Annotated in this window: 13 protein-coding genes; 5 read left to right on the forward strand and 8 right to left on the reverse strand. The window is 57.4% G+C overall.

Annotation, left to right across the window (positions count from 1 at the left end; translation table 11 throughout):
• Positions 1 to 104 precede the first annotated feature (104 nt).
• Positions 105 to 2,243, forward strand: a complete 2,139-nt coding sequence (locus tag GQS_RS10545; RefSeq protein ID WP_014013681.1) for a restriction endonuclease — start codon at positions 105 to 107, stop codon at positions 2,241 to 2,243.
• Here GQS_RS10545 and GQS_RS10550 read toward each other — a convergent pair whose 3' ends face one another.
• From GQS_RS10550 to GQS_RS10580, 7 genes are all read right to left on the reverse strand, one after another.
• Positions 2,244 to 2,867, reverse strand: coding sequence for a hypothetical protein (locus GQS_RS10550; RefSeq protein WP_048056590.1), 624 nt, complete (start codon positions 2,865 to 2,867; stop codon positions 2,244 to 2,246). It lies immediately after the preceding gene.
• A gap of 168 nt (positions 2,868 to 3,035) precedes the next feature.
• The gene (locus tag GQS_RS10555) at positions 3,036 to 5,042 is read right to left on the reverse strand and encodes a metallophosphoesterase (protein WP_014013683.1); all 2,007 of its coding nucleotides are present in this window, start codon (positions 5,040 to 5,042) and stop codon (positions 3,036 to 3,038) included.
• Between the two features lie 64 nt (positions 5,043 to 5,106).
• On the reverse strand, positions 5,107 to 5,703 hold the full coding sequence (locus GQS_RS10560) for a DUF447 domain-containing protein (protein WP_014013684.1): 597 nt from the start codon (positions 5,701 to 5,703) through the stop codon (positions 5,107 to 5,109).
• A gap of 31 nt (positions 5,704 to 5,734) precedes the next feature.
• Positions 5,735 to 6,799: an ABC transporter ATP-binding protein gene (locus GQS_RS10565; protein ID WP_014013685.1), complete on the reverse strand. Its 1,065-nt coding sequence runs from the start codon at positions 6,797 to 6,799 to the stop codon at positions 5,735 to 5,737.
• A gap of 10 nt (positions 6,800 to 6,809) precedes the next feature.
• Positions 6,810 to 8,648, reverse strand: a complete 1,839-nt coding sequence (locus tag GQS_RS10570; protein ID WP_014013686.1) for an iron ABC transporter permease — start codon at positions 8,646 to 8,648, stop codon at positions 6,810 to 6,812.
• A gap of 150 nt (positions 8,649 to 8,798) precedes the next feature.
• Positions 8,799 to 10,244, reverse strand: a complete 1,446-nt coding sequence (locus GQS_RS10575; RefSeq protein ID WP_014013687.1) for an ABC transporter substrate-binding protein — start codon at positions 10,242 to 10,244, stop codon at positions 8,799 to 8,801.
• An 87-nt stretch (positions 10,245 to 10,331) separates the two neighbouring features.
• Entirely contained in the window at positions 10,332 to 11,381 is a 1,050-nt protein-coding gene (locus GQS_RS10580; RefSeq protein WP_014013688.1) for a CGP-CTERM sorting domain-containing protein, read from the reverse strand.
• A gap of 162 nt (positions 11,382 to 11,543) precedes the next feature.
• On the opposite strand from GQS_RS10580, the gene GQS_RS10585 reads away from it, so the two are divergent.
• Genes GQS_RS10585 through GQS_RS10595 form a run of 3 tightly spaced genes read left to right on the forward strand, consistent with a single transcriptional unit; the run spans position 11,544 to position 15,812 of the window.
• Positions 11,544 to 12,671, forward strand: coding sequence for a tyrosine--tRNA ligase (locus GQS_RS10585; RefSeq protein WP_014013689.1), 1,128 nt, complete (start codon positions 11,544 to 11,546; stop codon positions 12,669 to 12,671).
• A 30-nt stretch (positions 12,672 to 12,701) separates the two neighbouring features.
• Positions 12,702 to 13,175, forward strand: coding sequence for an Lrp/AsnC family transcriptional regulator (locus GQS_RS10590; RefSeq protein WP_014013690.1), 474 nt, complete (start codon positions 12,702 to 12,704; stop codon positions 13,173 to 13,175).
• Between the two features lie 21 nt (positions 13,176 to 13,196).
• On the forward strand, positions 13,197 to 15,812 hold the full coding sequence (locus GQS_RS10595; RefSeq protein ID WP_014013691.1) for a DEAD/DEAH box helicase: 2,616 nt from the start codon (positions 13,197 to 13,199) through the stop codon (positions 15,810 to 15,812).
• 3 nt (positions 15,813 to 15,815) lie between these two features.
• Here the strand turns inward: GQS_RS10595 and GQS_RS10600 are convergent, their stop codons facing one another.
• On the reverse strand, positions 15,816 to 16,622 hold the full coding sequence (locus GQS_RS10600) for a DUF63 family protein (RefSeq protein ID WP_014013692.1): 807 nt from the start codon (positions 16,620 to 16,622) through the stop codon (positions 15,816 to 15,818).
• A 104-nt stretch (positions 16,623 to 16,726) separates the two neighbouring features.
• On the opposite strand from GQS_RS10600, the gene GQS_RS10605 reads away from it, so the two are divergent.
• Complete coding sequence (locus tag GQS_RS10605) at positions 16,727 to 17,113, forward strand: hypothetical protein (RefSeq protein ID WP_014013693.1); 387 nt, start codon at positions 16,727 to 16,729, stop codon at positions 17,111 to 17,113.
• Positions 17,114 to 17,118: the final 5 nt, after the last annotated feature.

The following is a 17,118-nucleotide window of genomic DNA, read 5'->3' on the forward strand; positions in this document are numbered from 1 at the left end:
TATTTTGAACACCTGCGGTGATAACAGCGCCTCCGGGGAAAGAGATTTATAAAATAAAGACGAAAGAATCGTGATAATGGACTTCACTTTCATGGGTGAGACTGATGCCGTGGACCCCGGATTTAATAAGGCTGGCATCCAGGGAAACGCTCGTTGGAGACGTAATCGAGCTGCTGAAGAGAATGGGCTTCAGGGACTACGAGAGGGTGGCGGGCAGGAAGGAGTGGGGAATAGACGTCGTGGCGATAAGGGACGACCCCATAGCTGGGACCGAGAAGGTTGTTCTGGCGGTTCATTCCAAGGGGCTGGCCTCTTCGAGGGACGTCAACGTCTTCGCTGACCTGGTGAACAAATACAGGGCGGATAAGGGAATACTGATATCCCCCGCAGGATTCACGAAGGACGCCAAGGTTCTAATATCCAGGGAGCATAGGGGGAGGGTGGTTCCGTGGGACGGCGAGAAGCTCGCCTCCCTGTTCAACAACTACCGGATGGAACCGCCCGCCGATCTTGTGGAGCGGCTTAAGGCCGAGACGGAGACGGGAGAAGAAAAAAGTCCCCTGAATGAGTTCGAGCTCGATGCCCCGCTTCTCCATGACTTTTCACCCGAGGCAGTGCTCGGAAAGGTGGCATCGTTCGCGGCTTCCAAATACCCTGTGAAGCCGGAGGAGGTGAAGCTCGAGTCCATCTCAGTCTCCCTGTCCAGTGCGTACATATTCTCCTGGTCCGTCGAGGGGGATGGTGAAAAGGACAAGGCGGTGGTGTTTTCGGAGGACCGCATAGTCCTCAGGGCAACGCAGGACAAGAACCTTAGCGTCCCCGTAACCAAGGCCCTCCTGAACGACGGCTCGATTATCCACGTCACGGAGCGTGAGGTGGAGGTTCCCCTCAGTCCAAGCGAGGCGGTCTTCGTCCTTAAAGCCGTCGCCGCAAAGGAGCTCGGCGTTCCAGAGGGCCGGGTGACCATCCATGAGAGGAAGAAAGTCTACGTTCCCAAAGAGGCCAGACTCGAGGTCCGGGTGGGTGAAAACCTGGCCAGTGCCAGGGTCGATCTGGAGCGCGGAGAGGTAACCTTCGAGATGAACCCCCTGCCCGATGACTACTTCGTTGAGAGGGTTCGGGACATCGTTCGGAAGCAGACGGGGGAGGAAATCGGCGAGTACGAGCTCAAGAGAACAAACGGGAAGGTTAAGGTATCCGGAAAGACGGAGCGCTTCTCATTCGAGGCCCAGTTCAACGGCTACACAGGCAGGCTTCTTGGGATGGAGGCCCTCATGAGCGACGACGCCCTCAACGAACTACTGAGAAACGCCTATCCGCAGGGCAGGGTCATCAACCTCGAGAAGGGCAAGAAGGCCGCCATCGCGGACATACTGCTTGAGGGGGGCGTGGCCGTTGTCAGCGTCGATCTCACAGACGGCAGCTATGAGGAAGTTAGGAGGCTCCCATCGCCCGAAGACGCCTTCGAAAACGCCCGGACTGTCATAGAGGGCAACTTTCCGCTGAGAGACCTGGTTATGGAATCATACCGTGTGCTGGAGCACAAGTACCTGGAGCTGGTTCTTGAGAGCGCCGATGGAAAGGCCGTCGTGAAGGTGGACGGCTCGACGGGGGACGTCCTCGACTACCTCGTCGAGGTGACGCCCGAGAGGGCGAAGGAGATAGTCTCCGAGAAGTATCCCGACTTTGAGATAAAGTCCATCGAGGGAACCGAAACCGAGTACACCGTTACCGCCGAGAACGACCGCCACATGGTAACCGTCAGAGTCAGCAGGGACGGAAAGCTCATCGAGGAGACTGACCGTGTTCTGAGAAGGGACCTAGCCGAGAGGATGGCAGTCGAGGCCGCGAAGGAGATAGACGAGGAGGCTGTGATAAGGTCGGTAACGCTCAACGAGAACTGGGAGGTCGAATTCGCCGGAAGAACGAAGGTCGGGAGGTTCGTCCTCCACAGAACCACTGGGGAAGTTCTGAAGAGCGACGTCCGCTTCACGGAGATGGCGATAAAGGAGTCCTACCTCGCGCATGTGAGGGAGAAATACAAGGAAGAACGGCCCGCGGTGGAGCGCCTCGTCCTCTACGAGGAGAGGGGCTACGTCCACATCAAGGTGGCGGGGAAGGAGACTCTCTACTACGCAAGGATAGACACAGGAACCGGGAAGATAATAAGTGAGGACAGGGCGCCGACAAAGGGAATAACGGCAAAGCTGAAGCAGCTTCAGCTGGACAGCAAATACAAGTGATCAGGCCATCAGCATGCTTTCTATCATCCTGATGGCTTCCATTATCTTCCTCTCTGGCTTTTCTTCGTTCTTCGGTATCTCGAGGTTTATAACGAGCCGCTCCTCCTTGTCGTCCTCGAAGTCGTATATCTCCAGCTCCTCCACCTCGACGTCCTCGAAGATGCTCTCCAGCTCCGGGCTGAGTATCTTCTTGTCGTTGCCGTAGACCTCGACGCGGACCACCTCGTCGGTCGTTGAGGCGACGACGACTATGTCGTAGGCGCCGACCTTCTTGACGAAGCGCAGCGCACTTCCGTAGCCCTCCACTTCCTCCTTGAAGCCGAGCTGGCGCATGGTGCTCCTTATTGCCTCCGTCTTGCTCTTTATCCTGTTGAGAATCCTCTCGCGGAGTTTGTAGCTCTCAAGGAGGGCCTTCTTTATTCCCTCTCCGGCTTCCTCGACGGTACCCTCCCATATACCGGTAACCCGTATGCCGGATGATGTGGGCTTGAGCTCGATCTTGATGGAATCAACGTCAAAGTCTCGCAGGTCGTCTATTTTAAGCTCGCTGAGCGTGAGAATGTCGAACTCCATCCTCACAATGTTCCCGAAGGCTTTGCCTTTGAACTTCACCTTCATCACCATGGGGGGCTTATGGGGACGGTTTAAAAACTCTTCCCCTATTGAAGAAGTCCGCTGACAGCTTTATCTGGCCTTGGCGGCCCCCATGGAAGTGCTCCGGAAAAGAAACGGATCCAGCACCTCCAGTCCGGTGATGGGGCCTTCGGGAGAGAAAATTGAAAGAGGAGATGGTCACTTCCTCTTCCTGAGGAGAACCGGGAGGAGTGCGAGGCCCACGATGAGGGCCGGGCCGCAGGTGCTTCCCCCGCCCTCGGTGGTCGTCTGGCTCGGGCTGCTGGTGCTGCCTCCTCCCACGGTGTAGGTCGCCTCGCCGGTGTTGCCGTAGAAGTCCACGGCGGTGACCTTCACGGTGAAGCTGCTGGCATCGACTCCCGGAACCTCGGTGAAGTAAGTGGCATCGACACTGATGGGCTTCAGGGAGAACGCTGGATACTCCGCGATGACCTTTCCGTCGGAGATTATCTGGACCTTCATTTCCTTGATTCCAACGTTGTCACCCGCGATTATGTAAACCTTGAAGTTCCGCCCGGGTTTTGGCTTGCCTGGGGAGAGGTAGCCGATTTTGACCTCCGGAGCCTGGGTGTCGGCTTCCTTGACGACGGTTATCTGGCTGACGCCCTGGGGAACGGTGACGTTGAGGAGCATGTAGTAGGTGCCGCCAATCTCCCTCTCGCCCAGGACGGTGTAGGTTATGTTGGTGTGCTCGGGATCCACCTTGGCCCCCTCGGGTATCTCGAGGACGAAGGGGCCGCTGACTTCCTCGCCGAGCTCGTTCACGAACCTGGCCGCGGTTCCATCCTCGCCGTTCTGCCTGTAAACTATGAACTTCTGCGGTATCGGGAGGGAGCTTATGCCCTCGTGGAGGACGTCCCCCGCGAGCGGGAACTTCACTGTGCCGTTGTCGTAGACGTAGATAACCTGCGAACCGTACCAGCTCGGGACGGTGTATCCCCTGTCCTGGTCGGCTTTGCTCGGCGGGTTGCTGGTCTTGTCGGGTGCGCCGGTGGTGGTGACGGTGTAGAACCAGTGCTCGTTGCCCTCCTTGTCGATGTAGAGAACCGGCTTGTCCTTGTGGATGTGTCCGGCGAGGACGAGCCTGATGTTGTACTTCTCGACGAGCTGGAGGAAGGTTCTGGCTATTTCATCGTACTCGCCGTTCTTGCCCTCCCAGTCCCAGCTTATGAACTTGGTCAGGGCGTTCCAGTCGCCGTCGTCAAAGGCCGTGTAGCCCTTTATGGTTCCGCCCCACTTGCCGTCGGGGGTGGTGTACCAGAACGGGTGGTGGACGAGGACTATGACCGTCTTGTTGGGGTGGCTCTCAAGCACGTTCTCCATCCACTGGAGCTGCTCGAGTTCGGGGTGCCTCTCCTCACCGCGGCTGTCCAGGCCTATTATGAGGAAGTTGCCTATGACCTCGTAGAAGTATCTTGGACCAACGTACTTGGTGTAGTAGGTCGGGGGGTGGTCGTGGTTGCCCTTGATGCCTATGAAGGGCATGCCAGCGGCGGTGCCGTGGATTATACCCGTGTCGAACATCTTGTATCCTTCGCTGTCGCCGTTGGTATCGACGTCGTCGCCGGTGCTTATTATGAGGTTAACCACGTTCTCGCCGCCCGCTCCGGTCATTGCGTAGTACGTCATGAAGCTGTCGTGGGCGGTGTAGCTGTGCATTGCGTAGGGATGCTCGCAGTACTTGAGTATCTCGGGGATGCTCTTCTGGAAGTACTCGCCGCAGACGAAGCCCATCTTTGAGCCGCTCGTGACGTGGAGGTCGCTGCCGTGGGCTATCCTGAGAACCGTCGGGGCGTCCTTCATGACCCACACGCCGTTGGGTATCGTGACCTCGCCCTTATCGCTCCTGACGACGAGGAAGTAATCGTCCGGCACCGCGTCCTCGGGTATCTTGGCCTTGATGACGCCGTTCTCCGTGCCCACTATCTGGAGGTCGTAGGGCCCGTGAAGTATTGAGACTATCTGAAGGGAATCGATGGAAACCCCCTCGGCGGGGTGTATTTCAACTATGTCTCCGGGCTTTCCTATCGCTGGAATTCCCGGGAGCGGCTGAACGAGGATCTCTCCCGGCGTCACGCTGCTTGAAGCGGCCCAGACGGTGCTCACTGGAACCGCCGCTATGGTAAGCAGGGCCACCAAAAGAGCCATAAGCTTGCCTGCCTTCATGGTATCACCAAGAAAAGCTGAAATAAATCGGTTATAAGCTTTCCCTTGTCTGAGGGGCGCTCCTTTACCCATCTTCGTCCAGTGCCGCCCTCATAATCTCCGCCAGTTCCGAGCTCCCCCCAAACCGCCGGTAGGATGAATAGTTCTCGATTATCCTTCCTCGCAGCTTCCCGGCGGCCTCCGTCTTCCCGTTCCTCATCGCCACCTCCCACCGGGTGAAGTCCACGGCCATCTCCAGGAGGTGCCAGTCGGCCCTGCTCGGAGGTTTGGGGGGCAGTATTCCATCGATGGTTCCCTCCGGCTCCAGCGAACACCTCAAAACGGTGGTTTTCCCGAGATAATCCTCGTGGGCTTCCTCGGTGAACGTGACCGGTCCGTACACCCCCGGGAGTCCCCGTATCCACCTGTGCGCCCCCATGTTCTCGAACTCAAGCTCCACCGGCAGGTTGAGGGCGAGCTTTACGATCAGCTCAACGTCGTTGGTCACCTGCACCGACGCGTATGGATGCTCCCTCAGCTCACCTGCGCTCTTTCCACCGAAGAGTTTGAAAAACAGCTTGTTCCCTCTCCTTACAACGCCCACTGGGGTGGCATTTGACCTCGTGACGAGCAGAACCTCGTAGACCTGCCCCTCGTTGAGGAACTCCAGAAATCCACGCATGCGACCACCTAAATGAAATGGGAAAAGGGGTTTAAAGCCGCTGCTTCGGGAGGACGATGATGTCGTCCCTCTCGACGTAGAACGTCACCTGCTGGAGCGGCCTGAGTCCCGCTATCTCCCTGTCGCTGATGGTTCTGGCGATGATCCTGGTGTCCCCGAAGAGACCGACGACCTCGATGAAGAATCCGTAGTACTCGATGAGGTCAACGGTTCCGGTGAATGAGACCGCGTTCTCGACGGGCTTGAGCTTTATCCTCTCAGGCCTGATGACTATGACGACGTCGTCGCTCTTGTCAGTGTAGTGGAGGCCGTCGAGCCTTATGCCCTCGAACTCGACGGAAACGCGGTCGCCGTTCCTCTCGACAACTTTGGCCGGGATGACGTTGGTCTTGCCCATGAAGCTGGCGACGAATTCAGTCCTCGGAGTCTCGTATATCTCCTTCGGTGTTCCCACCTGCTCGACGGTTCCGACGTTCATGACGGCAATCCTGTCGCTTATGGCCATGGCCTCCTCCTGGTCGTGGGTGACGTAGATGACGGTGATACCGAGCTCGCGCTGGATTCTCCTTATCTCCGAACGCATCTCAAGCCTGAGCTTGGCGTCGAGGTTGCTCAGCGGCTCGTCGAGGAGGAGAACCTTGGGCTCGACGACCAAAGCTCTAGCTATCGCGACACGCTGCTGCTGACCTCCGGAAAGCTGGGTCGGGTAGCGGTCCGCGAAGCCCTCGAGCTTGACGAGTTCGAGGGCCCACTCCACCTTCTTCTTTATCTCGTCCTTTGGAAGCTTCTTGAGCTTCAGACCATAGGCGACGTTGTCGAAGACCGTCATGTGGGGCCACAGGGCGTAGTTCTGGAAGACGAGCACCGCACCGCGCTTGCTGGACGGGAGGTAGGTGACCTCCTCGTCGCCGAAGTGTATTGTGCCGCTGTCCGGGAAGTCCAGACCTGCTATGATTCTCAGCGTCGTGGACTTTCCACACCCGCTCGGTCCGAGCAGGGTGAAGAGCTCCCCTGCCTTTATGTGAAGGTCTATCCCCTTAAGGGCAACCGTTTCTCCGAAGGTTTTGACGATGTTCTCAAGCTTGACGTCAACCATCCCAACCACCTCATGTGAGACCTATGAATGAGTACCTCTGCTTGGTTATCACGTTCGCCAGGACTATGGCTATAATCTGCACCGTCATGAGGAAGACACCGAGCGCGGCCGCGAGGTTGGCGCTTCCAACGGCGCTCGTCATGAGCTCGACCATCCTGGCGGTTATCGGGTAGTACTCTGGGTTGATGGAACCGAGGGTGATGCCGACGCTGGTCTCGCTCATACAGTAGACGAAGCTCAGCATGGCTCCTCCAAGCAGGTTCAGGAGTATCAGGGGTATCAGAATTCCCGTCAGTGCCTTCCACCTTCCTGCGCCGAGGTTGAGCGCAGCCTCCTCGAGGGACACGTGAACCTGCTGGATTCCGGCCGAGATGGAGCGCGCCGCGAAGGGCAGACGCCTGATCGAGTACGCCAGCACGAGAACCATCGCGGGGTTGAAGCCGAGCAGGTTCGTGGGGTCGAGGGGCGTGTCCGGGAACACCTTGGCGAAGAAGAAGAAGTAGCTCATCGCTATGACGATACCCGGAACGGCTATGGGTATCGTTGAGAGGCTGTCGAGAACGGGTCCGAGCTGGCTCTTCTTGAACCTGCTGGAGGCGTAGGAGGCGGTGAGCGACAGGAGGAGGATGACGATTATTGCGGCGGTGGAATACATGATGCTGTTCATGATAACGCGTTCAATGTCCGGCTGGGTTATGATGCTCTGGATGTGCGCGGTGGTGAAGCCCTGAGGCCATGTTCCGGACCAGCTCTCGCTGAAGGCGAGGAGAACCACACCCACCTGCGGGAATATTGAGATGAGGAGCATAGGAAGGACGACGAGGTAGATGAGGACCGCCTGCCAGCCCTTGGGCTTGGCCACGCGCGGCTTCCACCTTCCGCCCTTGCTGAGCATGGCGTACTGGCGCAGGCTGACGTACTTCCTGATTCCGAGGAACATCAGGATGGCGATGGTGAGCATTATGAGCGCGAGGGCAGCGAGCTGCGGGCTTCCAACGTTGAAACCGCTGGTGAAGGCGCTGTAGATCTGGAAGGACATGAGCTTCCTGGCGAGCGGGTTGCCCTGGAAGACTATCGGCGCGGCGAGGTCCTCAAGGCTGAAGATTCCAACGAGGGTCGCTCCTGCCGCGATTCCCGGGAGGGCGAGCGGGAACGTAACGGTTCTGAAGAGGTGGAAGCCCCTGCTTCCAAGGTTCTCCGCCTGCTCCTCAAGGGTGGGGTCGATGTTGATGAAGCTCGCGTAGGCGTTGAGGTAAACTATCGGGTAGTAGGTCATCGCCTGAGCGACTATAACGCCCACGAGACCGTCGATAACGATTCTGTGCGGGAATACGTGAAGGATATCGTAGAACAGCCAGTTTATCAGACCGTTGGGAAGGAACATCTTCTTAACGATGAAGACGTTGACGAAGGGCGTAACGAGGAGCGGCACGAAGAGAAGAATCCTGACGATGTTCTTGCCCGGGAAGTTGTAGCGCGCCATGACGAATGCGAAGACGGTTCCCAGTATCGTGGTCAGGATCATGACGCTCAGGGAGACTATTATGGAGTTGAGTATCACTCCGAAGTCAACGCCCTGGACATAGTAGATCTGCTCCCCGCTGGGCAGGGTGACAAGTCTGGAGAACTCCCCGGTCGGCCAGCTGATGTAGTACTCCGACGTCAGTATGCTGGTGAACCAGTGGAAGGAGAAGTGACCGTTGTACTCGAAGGCCACCGCGAGCATTGCCAGCACTGGGATTATCAGGAAGGCCACCAGGTACAGGAGTGGGAACAGGAACGAAGTCGTAACGACCGGATCGAACAGGGGTGTTCCAAAGAGTCTCTCGCTCCACTTGCTTACCTTCATTGAGCATCAACCTCCGTTCTGCTTCTGACCATACCCGCCACTCTGAGTTGGTCGAGGTGGAGTCTATTTAAAGATTTCCAAGAATTTGTTGATTCGTCCGTATTGAAAAAGTGCCAAAAAAGAATGGAAATTCGCAGGGGGATATCAAACTCAACCGAGCATGCTGTTGAGGTCGTCGAGCACCTTCTGGTACTTGTCCATGGCGCCCTGGCGCCACTCCTGGACGAGCTGGTCCTGGAAGTTCCTGTCCTTGACGATCCTGTCGTTTATCTTCTTGGCGTACTCCTCGGTGAAGGTAACTGTCTGACCGGTCTCGGGGTCCTTGAACTCTATCGGGGCGGTGAGCTCGTCCTTGAGCTGCTCGAACTGCTCATCGGTTATCTTGCCCTGCTTGTGGGCCTGGACTATGGCGACCCATGCGTCGTGAAGCTTCTGGTTCGGGTCAACGAGGGTGGCCTTGAAGTAGTACTGGAGTGCGCTCACGGTCTCAAGGGCCCTCTTGTCGTCGAACTCGATTCCCTCGGCGTGTATGGCATCATCGTAGGCCTTCTCAAGGGCGGGCCTGGCTTCGCCGTAGGTCTTGCCCTCGTTCTGGCCCTTGAAGATGACGTCCGCGTAGGGCTTGGTGATGGTCATATCGAATATCTGCGGGTTGATCGGGAGCCTGTTGACGTCGGGGCTCATCCAGACGGCCTGACCCTCGGTGAGAACCCAGTATATGAAGGCCTGAGCCGCCTCGGGGTGCTTGGCGTTCTTGAGGAGTGCTATCGGGTCGCCGTTTATGATGCTCTCTCCCTTCGGAACGACGTAGAGACAGTCGGGGTTCTGCTGCATGGCGGTGTAGCCGTAGAAGTCGATGGTGTTTCCTGCCGCTATCTCACCGTTGATAACGGCGTCCCTGACGGCGTCGCTGGCGAGGTAAACCTTGGAGTTGGCCGTGATGAGGGTCATGATGCGCCAGCCCTCCTCCCAGCCGAAGGCCTGGAGGATAATCTGGTATATCCTGGTGTTCGAGGTGCTCCTGGTCGGGTCGGCTATTCCGTACTGCGGCGGGTTGAGGGCCCAGTCCTCACTCGCTATGTCCTCCCACTTGTCCGGTATCTGAAGGTTCCACTTCTCGAGCTGCTTCTTGTTGACGGTGTATCCGAAGGAGGAGAGCGCCGCGGCTATCCAGTAAACTTTGCCGTCGTCGTCCTTCCTGACCATGGGCATTCCCGCGAGCTCGGTGGGGAGCGGGTTGCCGAGGAGACCGAGAACCTTCTCGTCGGTTATCGGGGCGAGGTAGTTGGCCTTGTAGAGGTCGTCGAAGAGCGTCGGTCCGCCTCCCCAGCCAACGTCGGCGCCCTTCTCGATGTAGCTGGGCCAGAGGCTCTCCGGGACCTTGATGAACTTGATGTCCTCAATGTTGTACTGCTTGGCGACATCGCTCTGGAGGAAGGTCTGCTTGACCATGTACTGTATGGTCGCGTCGTGCCTGGTGACGATGACAAGGGTTATTCCGGAGGTTTCACCGCCGTTTCCTCCGCTTATGCAGCCGCTGGCCACGACGCTGAGGGCAAGAAGCAGGATAAAGCCAATTGCCACGGGCTTCTTCATGGTTTATCACCTGGTTATGTCAATCGTGGGTGGTTCGAGAAACTTAATAAAAAATTAATGGTTCAGCAAGCAAAAAAATGGAGGAGATCACTTCCTCCTCCTGTAGAGGGCAAGCGGTATGAGGGCGAGACCGATCAGAGCCGCCGGGCCGCAGGTGCTTCCGCCCTCGCTGGTCTCTTCCTTGCCGAGGTTGCTCTGGACGGTTATGGCCCAGTGGATGAAGTTGGTGACGAACTGCGGGCCGTCGAGGTCAACGCCGTGGTAGGTCGGGCTCCACATCGGCTCGTAGCCGCCGTAGGGGGTCTCACCGCTGACAACGAGGACGTTCTTCTTGTCCTCGAAGAGCTGGACGGCCATGAGCGGGAACTCGCCGACGTCACCGGCGGTGTAGGCCTGGGCCGCCGGGTCGGTGTTCTCAACGATCTGGCCGTCGGCGCTGGTGGTGACTATGATGTATATTCCATCGGCGATTCCGCCGTGGAGGCTCTGCCAGTTGCCGTTCTCATCGACGTAAGCAACGACACCCGGTCCGTGGAAGAGGACCTTGCCGCCGTTCTTGAAGTCCTTGGTGAGCATGTCCTTGTCGGGGGTTCCGCTGTCCGGGTTCACGAGACCGACGACACGGTAGCCGGCTCCAGCGTTGCTGGTGGCGTCCTCAGCGGAGCACTGGTCGAGCCTGAGGTTGGCGCCGATGGCGTCGAGGATGGTGTTGGCGAAGTCAATCCTCTGCGGGCCGTCGCCGTAGTCAGAATCAGCCGCAACCCAGAGGATCCTGTTTCCGTCGTTCCACCACTGGACGATGGCCTGAACCTCGTCCGGGCTGAAGGCCTGGGTCGGCTGGCCGATGATAAGGAAGTCCACGTCCTTGATGGCGTCGTAGGTTATCTTCTCGCCGAGCTGATTGATTCCAAGCTCATCGGCCTTGTCGGCCGGTCCTATGTAAGCCCAGCTGACGTCGCTGATGGTCTTTATCATTCCCTCAGCGAGAACGTTGCCGTCCTTGTCGGTCAGAACTGCCAGACCCTTGTCGCTCTCGCCGTGGGCGAGGTCAACACCGACGGTCGTAGCACTGGCCATGGCAAATCCAAAAACACCAAAGAAAACAAACACCGCAAGTATTATTGCAGCCTTCCTCATGGTATCACCGGGTTATCTAAGGCCCAGGAAGTTATAAATCTTATGAAGTGGGAAGTTTTTCGATTCAGTTAAACTTTTGAGCCATCCCCGAAGCCGTCGGCTGTACTTCCCCCGCAGTAAAACCCTTAAAGGCTTGTACCGTTCAGGCTTCAGGTGGTGAGTATGGACATTGAAAGAAGGATAGAACTCATCAAGAGAAAGCCAACGGAGGAGCTCCTGACGGAGGAAAACCTCAGGCACCTGCTCGAAGTCGGCGTTCCAATGCAGCACTACATCGGATTTGAGATAAGCGGTTACATTCACCTCGGAACCGGACTCATGGCGGGAGCGAAGATAGCCGACCTTCAGAAGGCTGGAATCAAGACGAGAATCTTCCTCGCCGACTGGCACAGCTGGATAAACGACAAGCTCGGTGGAGACCTGGAGGTCATCCAGAAGGTCGCGCTTAGCTACTTCAAGGAGGGCATGAAGCAGAGCATAAAGGTCATGGGCGGTGACCCTGAGGAGGTCGAGTTCGTCCTCGCGAGCGAGATACTCGAGAAGGGCGACTACTGGCAGACCGTCATAGACATCTCCAAGAACGTCACCCTCGCGAGGATGATGCGCTCCATAACGATAATGGGCCGCCAGATGGGGGAGGCCATAGACTTCGCCAAGCTCATCTACCCGGCGATGCAGGTTGCCGACATCTACTACCAGGGCGTCACCATAGCCCACGCCGGAATGGACCAGAGGAAGGCCCACGTCATAGCCATCGAAGTGGCTCAGAAGCTCAAGTACCACGCCCTCGAGTGGAAGGGCGAGAAGCTCAAGCCGGTCGCTCTGCACCACCACCTCCTGCTCGGCCTCCAGGAGCCGCCGGTGTGGCCGATAGAGAGCGAGGAGCAGTTTAAGGAGCTCAAGACCCAGATGAAGATGAGCAAGAGCAAGCCCTACTCGGCGGTCTTTATCCACGACACACCGGAGGAAATCAAGCAGAAGCTCAGGAAGGCCTTCTGCCCGGCGAGGGAAGTCAGGTACAACCCGGTCCTCGACTGGGCAGAGTACATAATCTTCCGCGAGGAGCCTACGGAGTTCACAATCCACCGCCCGGCCAAGTTCGGCGGCGACGTCACCTACACGACCATCGAGGAGCTCAAGAGAGACTTCGCCGAGGGCAAGCTTCACCCGCTCGACCTCAAGAACGCGGTCGCCGAATACCTCATCGAACTCCTCAAGCCGGTCAGGGACTACTTCGAGAGGAATCCTGAGCCGCTTGAGCTGATGCGGGAGATAAAGATCACCCGCTGATTCTTCTTTTCCTTTCAGCTGGTGGAGCCGATGCCGGGAATAGACGAGAAGGACAGGGAGATACTCCGAATCCTCCGGAAGGAGGGCAGGATAACCCTAACCGAGCTCGGGAAGAGGGTTGGCTTATCCCCGGCGAGCGTGAAGAACAGGGTCGAAAAGCTGGAGAAGCTCGGGGCCATTAAGGGCTACTCCGCCATCGTTGACCCGGCTTTCCTCGATGAATACGTCCAGGCTTTCTTTGAGCTGCGCCTGGCCATAGACGACCACACGATAGACCAGATTCTGATGAAGATTGCCTGCTTGGAGGAGGTTCAGAGCCTCTACCGGCGCAGCGGTGAGAGACAGATACTCGTGAGGGCGAGCTTCCACAGTACCGACGAGGTTAAGGCCTTCGCCGGGAGGCTCAAACGGTTATTCGGCAAAAACCTCGAACGGGTGGAGGTTACGCTCATAATAGACACCTTCAAGGAGAACTGGGTGGCCTGTGAGAAGGGAAAGCGATGAGCACTTGGCGAGGGAGTGAGGATGCTCTTCGTCGTGAGACCTGGAAGGAAGAAGAACGAGCTTGAGGCATTCTTCATCGAGAACGAGCCCGAAAAGCTCACCGCCATGAAGAACCTGAAGGCCGAGAGGATATACCGCTTCATAATGCGAGAGGGAAGGCTCTTCAAGGTTCTTGAGGGCAGCCAGTATCGCAATCCGAAGGAAATCGAGAAGCTTCTTCGTCAGGCCAGAATCGTCCTTGTGAACGCCGACGAGTGGGAGGACTACTTCAGGAGGAGGCTCCAGAACAAGAGGGTTGAACGCGCCGAGCTCTGCCGCCTCTGCCTCCTCGACGGCAGGATAACCGTCCTCACCGAGGGCAACCGCATTAAATACCACGGCGAGTACATCTGCGAGCGCTGTGCCGAGGACGAGCTGAAGAGGGAGCTCCGCTTCAGGTTCAAGAGCGTTGCCATGTTCGACCAGGCGAAGAAGCTCCTCGACCGGTTCAGAGACCTGGATAAAGTCCTCTACGCCTTCGACCCCCGCTTCGACCCGACGAGGCATCCGGAGATAACCAAGTGGGATGAACTGAAGGCCAAGCACGTGCGCGTTGAGAAAATCCACATCGACGAGCTCCCGCTTCCCGAGAGGTTTAAATCCGTTCTTAAGGCGGAAGGCGTTAACGAGCTCCTCCCGGTCCAGAGCCTGGCGATAAAGAACGGCCTCCTTGAAGGCGAGAGCCTCCTCGTGGTTTCCGCCACTGCCAGCGGCAAAACCCTCATCGGCGAGCTGGCCGGTGTTCCGAGGGCCATGAAAGGCCGGAAGATGCTTTTCCTCGTCCCACTTGTCGCTCTGGCCAACCAGAAGTACGAGGACTTCAAGAGGAGGTATTCGAAGCTCGGGCTGAGGGTGGCGATAAGGGTTGGAATGAGCCGCATAAAGACCCGGGACGAGCTTGTGGTCGTTGACACGGGCATCGATGCGGACATCATAGTGGGAACCTATGAGGGCGTTGACTACCTCCTCAGGGCGGGGAGGAAGATCGGCAACGTTGGAACCATAGTGATAGACGAGATACACACCCTCGACGACGAGGAGCGCGGGCCGAGGCTTGACGGTTTAATTGCGAGGCTGAGGAAGCTCTATCCGAGCGCGCAGTTCATCGGCCTCTCCGCAACCGTTGGAAACGCCGGCGAACTGGCGAAGGAGCTCGGGCTGAAGCTGGTGCTCTACGATGAGAGGCCGGTTGACTTGGAGAGGCACATCATCATAGCGAGAAACGAGTCCGAGAAGTGGCGCCACATAGCGGTTCTCTGCCGGGCGGAGGCGATGAGAAAATCCCGGCAGGGCTACAAGGGGCAGACGATAGTCTTCACCTTCTCGCGCAAGAGGACGCACGAGCTTGCCGCTTACCTCACGAGCAAAGGCCTGAAAGCCAAGCCCTACCACTCCGGCCTGCCCTACAAGCAGAGGAAGCTCACCGAGATGGAGTTTTTAGCCCAGAGGCTCGACGTTGTGGTCACCACAGCCGCCCTTGGGGCCGGTGTTGACTTTCCAGCGAGCCAGGTCATCTTCGAGAGCCTCGCGATGGGCAACAAGTGGCTGAGTGTGAGGGAGTTCCACCAGATGCTCGGAAGGGCAGGAAGGCCGCTCTACCACGAGAAGGGCAGGGTATATCTCATCGTCGAGCCCGGGAGGAAGTATTCCGCCCAGATGGAAAGCTCGGAGGACGAGGTTGCATTCAAGCTCCTCATCGCACCGATTGAGCCTGTCCTCGTCGAGTGGAGCGACGAGCTTGAGCAGGACAACGTCTTAGCCCATTCCTGCGTCTTCAACCGGCTCGACGTCATCGAGGATGTCCAGTCCAAATGCCTCGGCGCCAACCAGAGTGCGGAAAAGGTCCTCGAAAAGCTTGGGGAGCACGGCTTTGTCCGGCTTAAAGGGCCGTCCGTGGAGGTCACCCCCTACGGAAGGGCCGTTAGTATGAGCTTTCTCCTGCCCAAGGAGGCGTCCTTCATAAGGAACAACCTCGGAAAGAAGCCCGCCCGGTGGATAGCCGTCAAGCTTTTGCCGTTCGAGAACCTCTACCTGAGCGGAACGCTCCAGAGGGAGCTTGAGGGTGCAGTGAGGGGAAGACTGAGTGCCAACGTATTCTCGCCGAGCTTTGCCTCGATCCTTGATGAACTTGACCGGGTTATCCCCGAACTCAGCCCCAACGCCGCCGAGAGGCTCTTCACGCTCTACCAGGAGTTCTTTATGTGCCCCGAGGACGACTGCACCGACTACGCGATGGAGCGCGTGAGCGATATGATAATCGAGCTGAGGAGGAGCGGTAAGCACCCCACGCAGATAGCGGAGCACTTCAGGAAGGTCTATGGATTGATAGTCTATCCCGGAGACGTCTTCACGTGGCTCGACGGCATTGTAAGGAAGCTTGAGGCGATAGAGAGAATCGCGAGGGTCTTCCGCGTGAGGAACACCGAGGAGGAGGCAAAGGTCCTGAAGAGGGAGATTGAGGAGGGCAGAACGATACGCAGGGACCGCGGGGACAACAGAGGTTACCATAGGTCTTCAGGCATGAGAGACCGGGAAAAATCGAGAGGACGGAACCAGACTCGAAAAGGGATGAACGGTAGGAGGAAGGGGCCGGGCTGATGCTCAGCCCCCTATCTGGAGCACCAGCTGGGCCGGGTCCCTGATGGCCGGCCCCAGACCGAGAACGTAAACCATGAGATACCAGAGCCTTCTTTCCTCTTCATCATCTACGAGCTTCTGGAGACCGTAGTAGACTATCACGAGGATGAAGGTTATCCACGGGTAGTAGAAGTACGCTCCAAAGTGCTGGACCAGGATGTTCTCAAGCCAGTGAACCTCGCGGTAGCCGTAGAAGTGTATGGCAACGACCGTTGATCCCATGTCGTAGAGGTGCGCTAAAACCGCGTAGAGGTAGAGCTTATCGAAGGGCCTGTACCTGTATATCAGCAGCGCGGGTATCCAGGAGACGAAGGTGTGAAGGAGCGTCAGCCCGTAGGGCTCCCAGCTCTTTGCGTGGGTGATCAGCAAATAGTTCGCCCACAGTGCCAGGAGTGCTCCCCAGCCGAAGGTCAGCTTCGGGTAGGTTTTCAGCTTTGCGTCCAGAACTATGGCGGGCAGCATTATGAAGAACGTGGTGAAGAAAATTCCCGGCGTGAGTATCAGGGGATTCTGGGGGAGTATGCCTCCATCGACGAGGGCCCTCACGGTGGATCCGAAGACGACCATCAGTGTAACCGCCATAAAAAGTGTCTTGTCGATTTTGATCTTGAGGGGTTTCAGTATATACCTATATGTATATATGGCCCCGAGGCCGAGCATGAGTGCATACACGAGCGTGTTTATCGGGTTGTAGCCGCTCCTGGTGAACATCGGCTCCCAGAAGTATTTGTACATGAAACCCCACAGTTCGTTCCACAGTGATTCCAGCATCTCTTTCCCCCAGGGTGAGTCTCCCTTCCGGTTTAAAGGTCTTTTGGGAACAAAAAAGAAAAGCTGATAAACGGTGGGATTTTAAAAATGTAAGGGGTGATGGAATGCCGTACGGACCTGCGATGGTTTTTGGTATGGGCGCCGCGATGATACTGGGCTTCCTGCTGGCGCTCTTCATAGCAGCGCTGTTCCTGTGGATGGCGGCGAAGCTGATTGGAATCCAGAACGCTTCGATAGGGAAGGCAATGATCGCGATACTCGGTGGGGGCATCCTAGCGGCCATCGTTGGCTCTCTGGTCGGAGCGGTTCTGGGACCCCTTGGCCCCATAGCGGCGTTTATTACAAACCTATGGGTCATCAAGGCAGTTTTTGACACCGGCTGGCTCAGAGCCTTCCTCGCGTGGATACTCTCGGCCGTGATAGCGGCCATAGTCATGGGAATCCTCGCGTTCCTGGGAATATTCACAATCGGCGCACTCGCGGCGCTCTGAGTTTC

Source organism: Thermococcus sp. 4557 (genome assembly GCF_000221185.1).
Classification (GTDB): Archaea; Methanobacteriota_B; Thermococci; order Thermococcales; family Thermococcaceae; genus Thermococcus.